General features: G+C 66.9%; 15 protein-coding genes and 2 pseudogenes. 12 read left to right on the top strand and 5 right to left on the bottom strand.

The features are described 5' to 3' along the window. Positions 1 to 68: 68 nt before the first annotated feature. Positions 69 to 659 (bottom strand): TetR/AcrR family transcriptional regulator, encoded by a 591-nt coding sequence (locus M2163_RS04185; RefSeq protein WP_280854431.1) that lies wholly within the window; start codon positions 657 to 659, stop codon positions 69 to 71. Positions 660 to 752: 93 nt separating this feature from the next. Between M2163_RS04185 and M2163_RS04180 the strand changes: the two genes are divergently transcribed. The 5 genes and pseudogenes from M2163_RS04180 to M2163_RS04160 all read left to right on the top strand — a co-directional run bounded on the left by M2163_RS04180 (position 753) and on the right by M2163_RS04160 (position 4,796). After that, complete coding sequence (locus M2163_RS04180; RefSeq protein ID WP_280893099.1) at positions 753 to 1,745, top strand: alpha/beta fold hydrolase; 993 nt, start codon at positions 753 to 755, stop codon at positions 1,743 to 1,745. After that, positions 1,742 to 2,119, top strand: coding sequence for a nuclear transport factor 2 family protein (locus M2163_RS04175; RefSeq protein WP_280893098.1), 378 nt, complete (start codon positions 1,742 to 1,744; stop codon positions 2,117 to 2,119). The genes M2163_RS04180 and M2163_RS04175 overlap by 4 nt, the downstream gene beginning before the upstream one ends. A 226-nt stretch (positions 2,120 to 2,345) precedes the next feature. Next, positions 2,346 to 2,595, top strand: a pseudogene (locus tag M2163_RS04170) (12-oxophytodienoate reductase); the annotation flags it as partial. A 480-nt stretch (positions 2,596 to 3,075) separates the two neighbouring features. Next, entirely contained in the window at positions 3,076 to 3,990 is a 915-nt protein-coding gene (locus M2163_RS04165) for a pyridoxal-phosphate dependent enzyme (RefSeq protein WP_280854434.1), read from the top strand. A gap of 74 nt (positions 3,991 to 4,064) precedes the next feature. Further along, positions 4,065 to 4,796, top strand: coding sequence for a PAS domain-containing protein (locus M2163_RS04160; protein ID WP_280854435.1), 732 nt, complete (start codon positions 4,065 to 4,067; stop codon positions 4,794 to 4,796). Positions 4,797 to 4,887: 91 nt separating this feature from the next. Here M2163_RS04160 and M2163_RS04155 read toward each other — a convergent pair whose 3' ends face one another. Further along, the gene (locus M2163_RS04155) at positions 4,888 to 5,574 is read right to left on the bottom strand and encodes a DJ-1/PfpI family protein (protein WP_280854436.1); all 687 of its coding nucleotides are present in this window, start codon (positions 5,572 to 5,574) and stop codon (positions 4,888 to 4,890) included. A gap of 70 nt (positions 5,575 to 5,644) precedes the next feature. Here M2163_RS04155 and M2163_RS04150 point away from each other — a divergent pair, with 70 nt between their 5' ends. Then, the gene (locus tag M2163_RS04150; RefSeq protein WP_280854437.1) at positions 5,645 to 6,646 is read left to right on the top strand and encodes a DJ-1/PfpI family protein; all 1,002 of its coding nucleotides are present in this window, start codon (positions 5,645 to 5,647) and stop codon (positions 6,644 to 6,646) included. A gap of 24 nt (positions 6,647 to 6,670) precedes the next feature. Next, positions 6,671 to 7,770: pseudogene (locus M2163_RS04145) on the top strand (transposase family protein); the annotation flags it as partial. Between the two features lie 186 nt (positions 7,771 to 7,956). Here M2163_RS04145 and M2163_RS04140 read toward each other — a convergent pair. After that, the gene (locus M2163_RS04140) at positions 7,957 to 8,889 is read right to left on the bottom strand and encodes an AraC family transcriptional regulator (protein WP_280854438.1); all 933 of its coding nucleotides are present in this window, start codon (positions 8,887 to 8,889) and stop codon (positions 7,957 to 7,959) included. Positions 8,890 to 8,974: 85 nt separating this feature from the next. On the opposite strand from M2163_RS04140, the gene M2163_RS04135 reads away from it, so the two are divergent. Continuing rightward, complete coding sequence (locus M2163_RS04135; protein ID WP_280854439.1) at positions 8,975 to 9,955, top strand: NADP-dependent oxidoreductase; 981 nt, start codon at positions 8,975 to 8,977, stop codon at positions 9,953 to 9,955. Positions 9,956 to 10,197: 242 nt separating this feature from the next. Further along, the gene (locus M2163_RS04130; protein WP_280854440.1) at positions 10,198 to 11,817 is read left to right on the top strand and encodes a tannase/feruloyl esterase family alpha/beta hydrolase; all 1,620 of its coding nucleotides are present in this window, start codon (positions 10,198 to 10,200) and stop codon (positions 11,815 to 11,817) included. Between the two features lie 274 nt (positions 11,818 to 12,091). Here M2163_RS04130 and M2163_RS04125 read toward each other — a convergent pair whose 3' ends face one another. Further along, positions 12,092 to 12,391, bottom strand: a complete 300-nt coding sequence (locus M2163_RS04125) for a hypothetical protein (RefSeq protein WP_280854441.1) — start codon at positions 12,389 to 12,391, stop codon at positions 12,092 to 12,094. Positions 12,392 to 12,509: 118 nt separating this feature from the next. On the opposite strand from M2163_RS04125, the gene M2163_RS04120 reads away from it, so the two are divergent. Further along, positions 12,510 to 12,773 (top strand): hypothetical protein, encoded by a 264-nt coding sequence (locus tag M2163_RS04120; protein ID WP_280854442.1) that lies wholly within the window; start codon positions 12,510 to 12,512, stop codon positions 12,771 to 12,773. After that, positions 12,770 to 13,135, top strand: a complete 366-nt coding sequence (locus tag M2163_RS04115; RefSeq protein ID WP_280854443.1) for a hypothetical protein — start codon at positions 12,770 to 12,772, stop codon at positions 13,133 to 13,135. Before M2163_RS04120 ends, M2163_RS04115 begins: the two co-directional genes overlap by 4 nt. Positions 13,136 to 13,167: 32 nt before the next feature. Here M2163_RS04115 and M2163_RS04110 read toward each other — a convergent pair whose 3' ends face one another. Next, entirely contained in the window at positions 13,168 to 13,509 is a 342-nt protein-coding gene (locus tag M2163_RS04110; RefSeq protein WP_280854445.1) for a hypothetical protein, read from the bottom strand. 935 nt (positions 13,510 to 14,444) lie between these two features. Here M2163_RS04110 and M2163_RS04105 point away from each other — a divergent pair. Further along, entirely contained in the window at positions 14,445 to 14,597 is a 153-nt protein-coding gene (locus tag M2163_RS04105) for a hypothetical protein (protein ID WP_280854446.1), read from the top strand. Positions 14,598 to 14,605 lie beyond the last annotated feature (8 nt).

Genomic DNA, 14,605 nt, shown 5'->3' with positions numbered 1-14,605 from the left:
CGTCATAGCGCGAGCACGCGGCTGTTGAGCGCGCCGGCAGGTCGGCGGCTACACGGCGATGCCAAAGGTCAGTGATTCTCCGGGCCGTGCCGGAGGCCGGTGATCAGCAGTGCGACCATGCGGCGGGTGTACTCGGTGTCCGAGGGGCCGGGCGTGCACAGGTGCGCGACCGCGCGAAGGATGTCCATCGCGCTTGCCCTGTCTCCTATGGCTCCCGCGTCCAGGGCCGCCCGCATGAGCGCGTCGAGCGCCGGCTCCAACTGTATGAGCAGTCGGTGGCCGAGTCCCGCGAAGGTTCCGTCGTCCGAGTGCAGCGCTGCCGCGAGTCCGTGCTTGGTGAGGACGAACGCGCAGTAGCGGTCGAGCCACAAGGTGAGGGCTTCGTCCGGGGCGTGCGCCGAGGCAAGCGCCCCGGCCGTCTCCACGCACTCGTCGACTTCGTGCTGCAGCACCGCGAGCACGAGATCCGTTCGCTTCGGAAAGTGCCGGTACAGGGTGGCGACCCCGACTCCGGCCTCCCGCGCTATGTCCTTGATGTGCGCGTCGATTCCGTCGCGGGCGAACACGGTGCGAGCACCCGCGACGAGCGCCTCGACGTTGCGGCGGGCGTCTGCCCGAAGGGGCGTCCGCGGTTCGCTTGCCGGGTTGTTGCTGTTCATAGGGCGTCTCTTGCCTAAGTGGAATCGGATTCCATATAGTAGCGAAGACATAAGTGGAATCCGATTCCACTTAGGCGATGAACGGACCTTCAGATGACTGACACCAACACGCGCGACGATCTCTGGGACGGCGCCGACGCGCTCCTCGGCCGCGCGAGGACCATCCCGGTCAACACCTCCACGCCCTTCCAGTCGGTGCGCCCGGTCGTGCTCCCGGCGCCCGGACGCCCGGTCCCGTTGGAGATCCGCGTTTCCGCACCCACCACGGGCGAGCGACTGCCGGTCGTCCTGCTCTCCCACGGTGGGGGGTACACGAACTACGTCTCCTCCAACCGAGGATTCGCTCCGCTGACGGACTTCTGGGCAGCCCACGGATTCGTGGTCGTGCAGCCCACCCACCTCAGCTCCAAGTCGCTGGGACTGCCGCGCACCGCACCGGACGCACGCGCGTTCTGGGAGTCGCGCGTCCAGGACCTCACCGCGGTCCTGGACCACTTCGACCTCATCGAGGCCGCCGTACCGGGACTCGCCGGCCGCGTCGACCGCGACCGGGTCGCCGTCGCCGGGCACTCGATGGGCGGCCAGACCGCGAGCATGCTCCTCGGCGCCAGCGTGGAGGAGGACGGCAAGACCGTCCGCGGGTTCGACGAACGGGTCAAGGCAGGCATCCTCCTGGCCGCAACGGGCGCTGGCGACGATCATCTCTCGGAGATGGCCAAGCAGTTCACCGCTCTGCGCACCGCCCGGTTCGACGAGATGACGACGCCCACGCTCGTCATCGTCGGCGACAAGGACGATTCCCCCGAACTGACCGACCGTGGACCGGACTACCACGCCGACGGCTACCACCAGGCGCCCGGCCCGAAGTCACTGCTCACCCTCTACGGGGCCGAGCACATGCTCGGCGGCATCACCGGCTACGACACCGTCGAGACCACCGACGAGGACCCCGAGCGCGTAGCCATCATCCAGCGGATGACCTGGGCTTTCTTGCACGACGCCGTCACCTCCGACGGCTCGGCCTGGGCGGCGGCGACGGCCGCGTTCGCCAAGCTCTCCACCATCGGCCAGCTGGAAAGCAAATGAGTCCCACGCCCGTCCCCGACTGGTTCACCGCGGCGCTGGACGCGCTGCGGCGCGCGGACACCGCCGCCTTCGTCGAGATGTACGCGGACGACGCCACCCACGAAATCGTGCTCGCACCCGAGGGGCGTCCCAGCGAACTGGTCGGCAAAGCGGCGATCGCCGAGTACACGGCGCAGTTGCCCAAGGTGGCTGAGTTCATCGCCTTCGATGACCTTCGCGCACATGTCAGCGGTGACGTGCTGATTGCCGAATTCACCGGGACCGGCACCCGTGTTGGCACCGGTGAACCGCTCCGGCTCGCGTACGTGTGGTTCATTACTCATGAGTGTGGCCGGGTCTCACGGATTCGTGACTACGCGATGTCCCGCCCGTAAAGGCGCTGACCCACACAGCGGCGTATCGGGCCGACGCCGATGTCGTCGGCCCGTGACGGACGCCAACTCCCATGTCATCCACAGCCGGTAGGGCACATGTGTCATCGCGTCATTTGGGCGGCTCCTTCGGGATGGGCCCGGATGAGGTGACGTAGTGCATGGCGGTCTGCTCGGTGATGCCGAACAAGTGCCGGCTTCCACACCGACGCCTGGGCGGGCACCCCCGAGCGCCGAGGAGCTGGAGGCCGTCGTGACACCGCTCATGGCCGCCGGCGTCGACGCCTTCCACACCTCCACCCGCCGCTACTGGCTCCCAGAAGTGACGGCTCCGAACTGAACCTCGCGGGCTGGACGAAGAAGCTGACCGGCATGCCCGCCGTCACCGTCGGGGCTCGGTCGACCTGGACGGTGATTTCGTGGCCGCTCTCGCTGGAGAGGACTTTGGGGTCCAGGGAATCGACGACGTCCTGGACCGGGGTTGGTGGAGAGCTGGGGAGACGGGGCCCCGCTCGCTCTGGCTGCTCCTTGTCGAGCTGAGACATCCACGGGGCGTCGACCGGTGAACTCGCACGATCGGGGAGTCGACGGATACGGCCCAGGCCAGGTCCTCATCGGCGTCGGCCTGTGCCATGAGCGTGTCACTCCTCGTCGTCGGGGTGGCAGGTTGCGCGCCAGGAAAGCCGCAGGCAGAAGAGCCGACCAGCCCATCCTTGCCAAGTTTGTTGAAGACTTCGATGATATGTTGAAGAATCTCGGACGCAACCCTCGGATCGGCAAGCACAGGAATTTGTCACGGTGAGGACTCCCATGGACCGCAGTGATCTCTTCATCAGCGGTGACTTCGTCACCGCCTACAGCGAGGACCGCACGCTGGAGAACCCGGCTGAGCTGAATTGCGATCGCGCACGGTGACTGGCCGGATGCGAGCCCTTCCCTCGCTGACTGAGATCCAGGCTGTGGGTCGGCTCATCGCAGGCCACGTACCCGAGTCGCCGCTCGTCGAGTGGCCTTCCTCTGCGGGGCAAGTCCGGCTGAAGCTCGAAAACCTGTTGCCCACTGGCTCGTTCAAGATCCGTGGCGCAACCGCAGTGCTGCTGTCGCTCACCGCCGAAGAGCGCGCCGCCGGACTCGTCACCCCCAGCGCCGGGAACATGGCTCGCGCCGTCGCACGGCTTGCCCACGAACACGGCATCCCCTGCACAGCGGTCGTCCCCGACCATGTCCCTGCGGCCAAGGTCGAAGCACTGGCGACCTGGGGCGCGAAGGTCGTCCGCCTTCCCGTCGCCGAGTGGTGGACGATCATGGAGAGCGGAACGACAGAGGCGTTTCCCGGTACGCTCGTGCATCCGTTCGCCGACCCACGGGTGGTGGCCGGCAACGGCACGATCGGACTGGAGTTGGCCAGAGATTTCCCCGACGTCGAGACGGTCCTCGTCCCGTTCGGCGGGGGCGGTCTGAGCCTCGGTATCGCGGCATCGGTCAAGGCGCTTATGCCAGGAGTCAGTGTGCTCGCGGTGGAGGTCTCAACCTCAGCACCACTCTCTGCCGCGTGGTCGGCAGGACATCCGGTCGACGCGCCCTACGCGGCGACCTGGGTCGACGGCATCGGCAGCCCACGCATTGCGAACGACATGTGGGACCTCGTACACATTCATCTGGACGGCGTGGTCACCGTCGAACCGGAAGAGGCAGCCGAGGCGGTACGCGAACTCGCCCTCACTGCCAAAGTCGTTGCGGAAGGTGCGGGCGCTGCCGCCGTCGCCGCCCTCCGCACCGGCAAGGCTGGCGATGGCAAAGTGGCGTGCGTGGTCTCGGGTGGGAACCTCGATGCCTCGTTGCTCGCTTCCACCCTCAGCGATGGCGGCAAGTAGCCTCAACCTTCGTCCGAAGCCCCTCGCCGCCATCCATAACGCCGTTGGAATCCCGCGAATCAGGATCACCGATCATGAAGGGAAAGCCACAATTCGTGGCAGCCGCACAGAAGTCAACGGTCTCCTTCACCGACGAGGAGACGGAATATGCACGGCTCGTCACCCGGGTCGTCTCCCAAATCGTCCCGGGCCTGGCCAGGGCACTCGCCCCGCGTACGGAGGTGGTGCTGCACGATCTGACGAAGTTCCCCAACTCCATTGTCGCGATCGAGAATACGATCACGGGCCGTTCTCTCGGCGGACCACCAACCGATCTCGGCATGAAAACACTCGGCAGTGAACCTCCGGACGACTTGATCGGCTACCGCACAGAACTGCCCTCAGGCCAAGTGCTGAAGTCGTCAAGTCTGTTCTTCCGCGCTCCGGTCACGGGGCGCACCGTCGCAGCGCTGTGCATCAACGCCGACATCGACCACATCATGCGTGCCCAGGAGGTCCTTGCGACACTCGGGTTCCCGCTGCACCAGCAGGGCGTTGGAGAACCAGAAGATGCGCCGCGGGAGACATTTCCCGAGTCCGTCGACGTTCTGGCGCGAAGTATCCTGCGGGACGCCATCGCAGCGAGCGGCGTCAGCGTCGATCTCATGAAGAAGTCCCACAAGATGAATGTTGTGCGCGAACTTGACGAGCGCGGCTTCTTCACTCTGCGGGAGTCGATCGATCTTGCCGCCAAGGGGCTCCGAGTGAGCCGTTACAGCATCTACAACTATCTTCGAGAGTTTCAGGAGTCCAAGTCCGGATCCTGACCGCGTCCGGCCCCCGCACCCGATGCACACGCGAGCTGGGACGACTGCGTTGACCGGCTACAGCACGCCGCGAACCGCCCTCTGAGGCCGATCAATCGGCCCTGCGGGCCGCTTGCATCAGCGGGACGATATTGGTGAGCGTGTGGTGGCGGTTCTCCGGGCTGGTCGCCGCGACGAGGTCCACCCGTGGGTCCCATGGGTGCTCGAGCATGCCGGCCACTGCCCGGGCCATGTCGGTGTTCTCCAGCCGGTCGATCAGGTGCAGTGCCATGTCGATGCCGGCGGTGATGCCCGCGCTGGTCACCACCGGGCCGGCGTCCACCCAGCGCCGGTCGCGGACGACCTCGACCTTCGGGTGCTGCCCGGCCAACTCGTCAAGCACGAGCCAGTGGGAGGTGGCGGCCCGGCCGTCGAGCAGCCCGGCGGCGGCGTAGACCGTCGCGCCGTTGCAGACCGAGGTCATGATCGTGCCGTGCTCGGCGAGGGCTCGCATTCGGGCCAGATGGGGCTGGTCGGCGTAGAGCGTGTCGATGCCCGCGCCGCCGGGGTGCACGATGAGGTCGGGCCGCGGCTCGTCGTCGATCCCGCCGTCCGGGGTGACCGTCAACCCCAGCGCGCAGCGTACGGGCGCCCCGTCAAGGCTGGCCGTACGCACGCTCACCGGACGGGTCGTCACCGTCTGCCAGATCCGGAGCGTCTCCCACGGGCCAGTGAAGTCCAGTTCCTCGACGCCGTCGAAAAGGAGCACGGTGATGCGGTAGGGCTGTGTGTCTGTCATGCCCTCAGTCTTCGCGCCCCGCCCCGCCGCGACGAGTAGCAGGAATGCCCCTGATCGATAAGATTCCGCCGTGACCAGTTCGTCTCAGCGGCGCCACCGCGTCGCGGTGCTCGCCCTCGACGGTGTGCAGCCGATGGAGGTCGGCATGCCGTTCCAGACCTTCGGCCTCCACGACCGCCGCTACGACGTCATCCTGTGCGGGCAGTCCGCCGGGCCGGTCGAGACCCTCAACGGCTGGTCGCTCACCGCGCCGTACGGCCTCGACGAGGTGATCACGGCGGACACGGTGATCGTGCCGGCCTATCGGGGCTCGGAGCGGGACACCCCACCGGATGCCACCCCGGACGTGCGGGACGCGCTCCGCGAGGCGCACTCCCGGGGCGCGCGGATCGCCACCATCTGCACGGGCGCGTTCGCCCTGGCCTCCACCGGCCTGCTCGACGGCAAGCGCGCGACCACCCACTGGCTGCTCACCGATGAGCTGGCCCGCCGGCATCCGCGCATCGAGGTGGACCCCAGCGTGCTCTACGTCGACAACGGCTCCCTGATCACCTCGGCCGGGGTGGCCAGCGGCATCGACCTCTGCCTGCACCTTCTGCGACGGGACTGTGGCGCGGCCACGGCTACGTCGATCGCCCGCGGAATTGTGGCCGCGCCACACCGCGAGGGCGGCCAGGCACAGTATGTGACCCGCCCGCCCGCGCCACCGAACCGCACCGAGCTGAGCGCGACCCTGGAGTGGGCCCTGCGCCGCCTCGACACCCCGCTGACGGTCGCCGAGTTGGCCGCGCACGCTGCGGTCGCCGAGCGCACATTCGCCCGGATGTTCACCGCGCAGCTCGGGGTCAGCCCGATCAAGTGGCTCACGGCCGCCCGGATCAGCCGCGCCCGCGAACTACTCGAGACGACCGACGCCGGCATAGACCACATCGGCCAGGCATGCGGTCTGGGAACCCCGGCGAATTTCCGCCACCACTTCCGGCGCGCGACAGGGACCACCCCGACCGACTACCGCCGCACCTTCTCGTCCGGGAGGGTCCAAAAGACGGCCCTGTCTCACATTCGGTGGTGAGGCAGCGTCGTGAGGCTGTTTGGCATCCGTGTGACGGATGCCAACGAGCCTGTGCAGACGGTGTTTTCGGGGCTGTTGCCGCTGGTCATCGAGGGACGTAGCCGATGAGGGCGAGCGGATCCTGGTGCGAGCACGGACACCGCAAGACACTGCGGTCTGCCCGGTGTGCGGGATCTCGTCCGGACGCGTGCACGGGTATCACTGGCGGACGGTGGCCGCTGTGCCGGTCGACGAGCGTCGGGTGGTAGTCCGTGTGCGGGAGCGGCGCCTGGTGTGCCCCGCGCACGGCTGTCGGCATACCTTCCGCGAGCAGGTGCCTGGCGTGCTGGACCGATACCAGCGGCGTACGACCCCTCTGACCAAGCAAGTCAAGGCTGTGGTCAAGGAGTTGGCAGGCCGGACCGAGGCACGCCTGCCGGCGATACTCGCGGTGAGTCTGTCGCGTCACACGGCTCTGCGCGCCCTGCTGCGGATTCCGCTGTCCGTCGGGCGGGTGCCCCGCGTGATCGGCGTCGACGACTTCGCGCTGCGCCGACGTCACCGCTACGCCATCGTGATCATCGACGCCCAGACCCACGAGCGGATCGACGTGCCGACTCAGCGACCTACGCCGAGGCCTTCCGCCACGCTCTGCCTGACGCTGTGCAGGTCGGCGATCGCTGCATGTGTGGAAGAACCTATGCGAAGCCGCCCTGAGCGAGGTGAAGGCACACAGCACCTGCTGGGGCACCGCACTCGACGCGCCGATCTACGACGGGCCCCGAGCCCGAACCAGCCTCGAACGCTGGCACCACGTGCATCACCTGCTTGACCAGGGGGCCATGCTCAAATGCGCCCGCCGCCTGCAGCTGGCCCTGAACACCGTCAACCGCTACGCGCGCGCCGACCGGCCCGAGCGGATGCTCCGCGTCCCCAAGTACCGTGCCAGCCTGGTCGCTTCCTACCGCGAGCACCTGCGCAAACGTCGGGTCGCGGATCCCGGCGTCCCTGTTCTCGGCTTCACGGGATGCCTGAACCTCCTGCACAAGTACATCAACCAAGGCCGTGCGGACGCCGGCCGTAGCCATATCTCCCCGCGCCGGCTCGCCCGGATGCTGCTGACCAGGCCCGACAACCTCAAGGCCGAGCAATACGAACTCTGTAATCGCCGGGCTCACGCTTCCGTACAGCAACAGTGAGCCAGGGCCGTTGAGTTGACACATCCCCTTGCCCAGGACGCTGGACTTTCCCGAGCCCCAGGAGCCGATCAGTGCGAGTAGACCGGTTTCGGTCTGGGCTCGTACCCGGTCCAGCAGGCTGAAAGAGCGTTTTCAATAACTTTCCTCGCGTTGCTCGGCGCGGTATCGCCCAGGTGTCACACCGTGGGAACGGGCGAAAGCCCTATGGAAGGCGGGTACCGATTGATAGCCGATCGCTGCGGCGATGGACTCGACCGGGTCTTGGGTCTTGCGTAGGCGAACTGCTGCCAGGTCCATACGCCACTGTGTCAGGTAGGTGGCCGGGCTCTGTCCGATGGCTGCGGAGAACCGGCGGGACAGGGTCGCCCGGGAGACGCCGAGAGCGGAAGCCAGCGTTGCGGTGGTCCATGGCTGTGCGGGCTCAGCGTGCAGGTGTTCCATCGCGCTGCGCACGAGGGGGTCTTCGAGTACTCCGAGCCAGGTGCCACGTTGTCCGGACTGGGTAGGCAACCAGGCGCGCATGAGTTGCACGAGCAGGACGTCGACCAGGCTGTTCAGCACCGCTCTCCCCGCTAGCAGTGGACGACTCAGTTCTCGCCCGATCATCCGGACGGTGTCGTCGAAACCGGCCTCGCCCTGGTTCCCGCGGATGTGCATCACCTCCGGGAGCGCGCCGAGGATCTGGGTCTGCACGGTGTGGTCGCAGTCGTAGCTGATGGTCAGGATGCGGGTGCGGGGGGGCTGTGACCCGAGGCGAATCACCTCACCCGTCTCGAGCGCCCGGGCCGCCATCACCGGATCGCCTATTGGAGTGCTTGTCCGTGGCGCGCTGCCAAGCGTGTGCGGCGGCCCGTCCGGCATGAGCACCACGTCGCCCACCGCCAGCTCCAGATACTGCGGTGACAAGTGTTCGAACCCGAGCCAGGCGCTGCCGGCGGTAATCACGTGCAGGACCGCCGGAGTGCACCCCGTAAACGGGATCGACCAGCTCCCGCCCGCCTCGATCCGTGCGCCGATCGTGCCCCGCACCCCGGATACCTCCAACACATCCGCAACGAGATCCATGAGTCCATATTAGATGACGCAAACGAGCAAGAAAGTGAGTAGTTCGAGCATCGACTGCTCACAAGATGCTCCATATGGTGAACCCATGACAACCGACACCATGCGGGCACTCGTCGCGACCGGCTACGGAGATCCCGAACACCTCACGATCGCCGAGCTCGCCGTCCCACGCCCCGGCCCCGGCCAGATCCTGGTGAAGATCGCCGCCTCGACGATCAACCCCACCGACATACGCGTCGTCACCGGCGCCTTTCGCGACCTGGTCGACCTGCAGTTCCCCTACACGCTCGGCAATGAGTTCGCGGGCACCGTCACCGAAGCCGGACCGGACGTCACCCGCTTCCGTGCGGGCGACGAGATCTTCGGCCTGGCCCTGCCCCGCCAGTTGAGCCTCGCCGCCGACCCTGTACGACCGTCGCTGAGCACCGGTGCCCTCGCCGACTACGCGGTCTTCGAGGCGGACACGCCTGCACTGGACCACCGCCCCGCAGCCCTCGGCGCCGAGCAGGCCGCGTCCCTGATGATCGCCGGCGGCACCACACTGACCATCATGGACACCGCGAAAGTCCGCCCCGGCGAGTCCGTCCTCGTCATCGGCGCCACCGGCGCGGTCGGTCTGACCCTGATCCCGCAACTGGCCGCAGCCGGCGCCGAGATCACGGCCACCGCCCGCACGGCCGAGGCCGCCGAACTGCTGCGCAGCCTCGGCGCCCGCCACACGGTCGGCTACGACGACTACCCCAGCGGCGTCGACGTCGTCCTCAACCTCGCGCTCTTTGCCGACGGCCTGCCTGCGGCGGCACACAGCCTGCGCCCGGGCGGCCGACTGATCTCGATCATCTTCCCCCCGCCGGAGCCCCGGCAACTGGAACGCGACGACGTGGAACTGGCCTTCGTGATGCAGACGGGCGATGAGACCAACGGCGCACGGGCCGTCGCCGAGGCCGCAACCGCAGGCCGACTCTCCACCCCGATCGCCCGCCGATACTCACTCGACGACGGCGTCGAAGCGGCAGTCGACTACGCCCGCAGGCACCCGCTCGGCAAGATCGTCGTAACTGTCTGAGCGAAGCCGGCCGCCACTGAGCACGGCGTAGGCAGTCGCGACTTCCCTGGCCTGGGAGGGGGACCGATTCGTCATGCCTTGACCGGCGTGACTTGTCCAGACACACGACACTGAGAGGCATACGCTGGATGCGAATTGATGAATACTCAGCCTCGACTGAGACGCATGCGCACCGTCATCCATTCCGGTATCGCGGGCGGCTGAAAGTTCCACTCGCGGTGGGTTCGGCCGCACTGCTTGCCATGTCGATGCTCAGCCAGCCGGCTTGGGCGATTTCGAGCGTGGTTGACGGTGGCGGCGATGGTGGCGGTGTGGTGGTGAGCGACGCCGCAGCCGCGTGTCCAGCGTTGTCTGGGGCCACGATTCCTGCGGCGAAGATCGGGCTGCCGACCCGGGGTGCCGTCGTTACCTCGGCCACGCTCAAGGCGGCCGACCCCGCATCGGGCGCTTCCGAATTCTGCCTCGTGAAGGGGCATGTCACCAGCGTTGATCCATCGGCACCGCCAGTGAACTTCGAAGTCAATCTCCCGACCGACTGGAACCGTCGAACGCTGCAGTTCGGCGGTGGCGGCTTCGACGGGACCGTGGTCACCGGGATGGGCATATTCGGATGGGGGACCGCCCCGGGGCAGGCCGCTCCTCTCGATCTTGGATACGTCACCTTCGGCAGCGACGGTGGCGCGTCGGTCGGGCCCAACCCGCCCAGCTCGTTCGCACTGAACCCAACCGCGTTTTCGAACTACTCCGGCGAGGCCGTCAAACGCACCCGCGACACAGCGGTCGCGATCACCGAGCAGTACTACCGCCATTCACCGAGGTACCAGTACTTCGCCGGCGGGTCCAAGGGCGGCCAGGAAGCCCTGACCGCCGCAGAGCGGTACAGCGACGACTACAACGGCATCATCGCCTATTTCCCGGCTTCCCAGCAGGCGCTTCTGTGGTCTGCGTATCATCTGCAGCAAGTGGCCTACGGCACGCCGGGCGCCTACCTTGATCCTGCTAAGCAGCAACTGTTCGGGAAAGCGCTCTTCGCCGCCTGCGACACGCTCGACAAAGCCGCCGATGGCGTCATTTCCAACGTGTCGGCATGTGAGAAGGCGTTCACGTTCACGGCACTGCGCTGCCCCGGTGGTCGAGACACCGGCGACACCTGTCTTTCCGACGTGCAGATCGCCACGCTCAAGTCCGGCCAGAAGCCGTACAAGTTCGACTTCCCGTTCCCGAACGGGACAACGACCCTCGGCGGTTACCCGATCCTGGCCGGCGGCAAGTTGAGCCCGTACTGGCTGGACACGACAGGCAAAGGCACGGAAACAATCTTCAACGGCTTGACCATGCCGGCATTCAACTACTGGTACCAGCAGCGGAAAACACCGCCACCTGCTCTGGACCTGTCTCTTGACTACAGGCAGTACAAGGACCGGATCCATTCAATCGGTACCGAGTACGACCGGAACAACCCCGACATGGACCAGTTCGTCACACACGGCGGCAAGCTGATCCTGGTTCAGGGCAATGCCGACATGCTCACCCCACCCAACGCCACCAATGCGTACTACAAATCGGTCGCCGCGCGTTATGGCAAGAAAACTCAGCAGTTCATGCGCTATTACACCGTACCGGGCTACGGCCACGGTGAAGGCGTCTTCAATCTGGCTTGGGACTCAGTCTCCGCACTCGACTCCTGGGTGACAAAGGGCACTGCCCCAAACCACCCGATCGCTTACAACGGCAACTCCACCACCGTCCAATCACGTCCACTGTGCCGGTACCCCAGCTGGCCGAAATACAACGGCCATGGTAATGCCAACGAGGCCAACAGCTTCAGCTGCGTCACGAGCCGTACCGAGAATCACCTCTGAAGCCACAAGGTGAGCGGGGGAATGGGAGGAGGCGCCGCGCGGCCGGCGCCTGGCCGTACCATTGGGTCTACGACCTGCCTGAGGAAGCTGCCGACGATCTTGCGGCCTTGGCTCGGAGGATGGATGAGAACGGCCTCCAGCGCGGCCACGAGGTGGGCGCGGGCGTACACCATCGTCGGCTCGTAGAGCTCGCCGAGAGGCCGGATGGACGGATGTGCACACAGGTGGCGGTCGTCGCGGATCCGCTCCCAGCTGCTGCGCTGGGTGAAGTCGATCAGCTCGAGCTTCTCCGACGTGTCGAGCAGAGTCTTCTCCGGGCGAGCATGATCGGAATTGCTTCGGACTCCGCACTGCCCTGCGCACTCTTCACATCGGCAACCAGGTCCTTCGCGTGGCTCTCGCCAACTTCACGGAGGATCTGGGCCTTGGCGATGAGGTCGGCGCGGACAGCTGTCCGGGTCAGGACGGCCGCGCCGCGGGCCGAGCCGGAGACGTAGCAACGGTACGCCTCGCTGACGAGGGGACGCGGGTCCGGATTGCACACGCGGTTCACGCGCTCTTCGAGGTCGATCATGTTGCCCCTCCGACGCGGCCGTCCCCCTTGCCCCCGGAATGATCTCGCCACCGCTCCGGGCCCGGACAGACGTTCCATTTGCTATGCGCTGGTACCGGCACATAGCTAGAGTGCTGGTATGGGAAAGCAGACGAACATCCGCCTGGATGAAGAGGTCAAAGCAGCCGCCGAGGAACGGGCCAAGCGCCGGGGCCTGAGCTTGCAGGGGTACGTGGCCGACCTGATCGAGGCGGACGTGAATCAGTCCCGCGCGGCCTTCATGGCCGGCGCCGCATCGTTCCTGGCCGCGTACACGGACGTGTTCGATGCGGAAGTCGGTGAGGACCGGTACCCCGGTCTCCCGGACGCCCCGACGGAGACGGCACCGAGGGACGCCGCGTGAACCTTCGGATCGACCTCGCGTGGATCCTGGCAGTGGCGCAGCAGATTCCGGGAGACCCCCAGGTCGTCGACTACGGCGTCCCCGTAGCGGCGGAAGCACGACACCGGGCGGAGATCCTTGACCACGAGGTCTACCCCGAACCTCATCACAAGGCTGCGGCGCTGCTGTGCGAGCTGGCGAGAAACCCGAGCCTGGAGATGCGGAATCTGCTGTTCGCGGCCACGGTGACCGCGGCTTACCTGTCGGCATGCGGGATGCCGGTGGGCCCTGGCCTGAACACTGTTCTCCCGCTGGCCTGCGCCGCCCGGGACGGTCTTCCGGTACGGGAGGTCGCCGCTCAGATCAAGACGTGGACGAGCTGATCGAGCAGGCTCTTCACGCGGTCCGTACCGAGTCAGGATTCCAGCTCATCAACGCGCGTCGGCCGGCCATCCGTAACGGTGAGGCGTGCCGTCAGACCCACCAGGGCCATCACGGCGATGGAGCCCAGCAAGGTGGCCAGCCACCCCACTGTCCACGAAGTGAGACGAAGGCGGATCACACGGGGCGTGAGGAGCAGCATGACGACGACCGCGCCCGACATGACGATCCGCGGAACCGTCTGCCCTTCGGCGCTGGGTTCTCCCTTACCAGCGGAGATCTCATTCCACGCGCTGGTGACGTCTCCATCAACATCGACAACAGCGGCTCCGCTCGCCTCCAGCTTCCACCAGTGCACCCGCGGCGCAATCGGCATGCTGACCTGGCGCCCTATGTCGTCGTCAATTCCCCGCCGAAGCCGGGCCGGTCATCGCCGAATGGTCCGTTACCTGCGCCAACCGCGACGGCGTTGAAACCCAGCACCGTGACGCTCCCACGGACCAGTGCGCAGCCCTGCTACCGAGTACTGCGTTCAGCCTGGTTGCCAGCCGGGCTGTTGCAAGCGGCGGCTGCGGAGTTGACCGGCGCTGTCGGCCGTTTTGCGGAACTGACGCCCGTTGCCCGAAGACGCGGGAGGAACGCCATAGGTCAACGGGCAATTGTCCTTCGGCGACAGGCGTGATGGCCCTCCTGCGCAGGAAGTCCCCGCGTTTCCCAGACCGATGAGACCGCCGGACACGGAGGAGAGGGGACTGGCGCTGCCGAGCGGGAATGCCCCGGAGGCATCGGCGCTCCTGGGGGCTCCGGGGATGGCCGCCCCCTTGAGGAGGCCGGTCATCAAAGTCGTCAGCATGTCCAGGTTGGCCCGGCCGGCCAGACCGCTCGCGCCACCGTCTGAGGCGACATCCGAGTTCAGCGGGTCTTCCATGGAGCGTGCAGGGCCCGGACCGGATGGTCCGGGCCCTCGCCTCTGCGAGGGCTAACCGCCTCGACAGCTTCGCCTCACCAGGTCCTGGTGAGGGCCTCGCAGAACCGAACAGGGGGAACAGTGATGCGAAGTGCCTCTACCGTGGTTGCGGCCCCGGAAGCCGCGCGAGCGGTGCCGAGGGGACGCCGACCGCGAGGCGACCACCCCACGCGGACGATGCCACGCAGGCGTCAGCGTCCCTTTTCGGCCCCACACTCGCAAGGAGAGAGCATGTCCGGGGACCCCCGTCCCACCAGCACGTCCGGGAGCACTCCCGGCATGCCAGCTCCCGCCGTCCGGGCCGGTACTCCACTCGATGCCAAGTCGATGGTGGAGGGATCGTCATGACGCCGCTCGGCCTTGCCCTCATCGCGGGCATCGCCGCCTACGCGGTCTCCCACAGTCTGGCGACCGCTCTCTCATCGGGCGGCAGCACGTTCCTCTCCGTCGCCTTCGGGCTGCCGCAGTTGGTGAATATGTGGTTCCACGGTTCCTGAGAGGTGTC

This window comes from Streptomyces sp. SAI-135, from assembly GCF_029893805.1.
Lineage (GTDB): Bacteria > Actinomycetota > Actinomycetes > Streptomycetales > Streptomycetaceae > Streptomyces.
Note: the sequence above shows the minus strand (reverse complement) of the source record. Positions and strands in the feature narration are given on the sequence as shown.

Excerpts from the sequence above, each read along its gene's own strand:
- M2163_RS04185 (WP_280854431.1), bottom strand. The coding sequence starts at position 659 with ATGAACAGCAACAACCCGGCAAGCGAACCGCGGACGCCCCTTCGGGCA.
- M2163_RS04180 (WP_280893099.1), top strand. The coding sequence starts at position 753 with ATGACTGACACCAACACGCGCGACGATCTCTGGGACGGCGCCGACGCG.
- M2163_RS04175 (WP_280893098.1), top strand. The coding sequence starts at position 1,742 with ATGAGTCCCACGCCCGTCCCCGACTGGTTCACCGCGGCGCTGGACGCG.
- M2163_RS04160 (WP_280854435.1), top strand. The coding sequence starts at position 4,065 with ATGAAGGGAAAGCCACAATTCGTGGCAGCCGCACAGAAGTCAACGGTC.
- M2163_RS04155 (WP_280854436.1), bottom strand. The coding sequence starts at position 5,574 with ATGACAGACACACAGCCCTACCGCATCACCGTGCTCCTTTTCGACGGC.
- M2163_RS04140 (WP_280854438.1), bottom strand. The coding sequence starts at position 8,889 with ATGGATCTCGTTGCGGATGTGTTGGAGGTATCCGGGGTGCGGGGCACG.
- M2163_RS04135 (WP_280854439.1), top strand. The coding sequence starts at position 8,975 with ATGACAACCGACACCATGCGGGCACTCGTCGCGACCGGCTACGGAGAT.
- M2163_RS04130 (WP_280854440.1), top strand. The coding sequence starts at position 10,198 with ATGTCGATGCTCAGCCAGCCGGCTTGGGCGATTTCGAGCGTGGTTGAC.
- M2163_RS04125 (WP_280854441.1), bottom strand. The coding sequence starts at position 12,391 with ATGATCGACCTCGAAGAGCGCGTGAACCGCGTGTGCAATCCGGACCCG.
- M2163_RS04120 (WP_280854442.1), top strand. The coding sequence starts at position 12,510 with ATGGGAAAGCAGACGAACATCCGCCTGGATGAAGAGGTCAAAGCAGCC.
- M2163_RS04110 (WP_280854445.1), bottom strand. The coding sequence starts at position 13,509 with ATGCCGATTGCGCCGCGGGTGCACTGGTGGAAGCTGGAGGCGAGCGGA.
- M2163_RS04105 (WP_280854446.1), top strand. The coding sequence starts at position 14,445 with ATGACGCCGCTCGGCCTTGCCCTCATCGCGGGCATCGCCGCCTACGCG.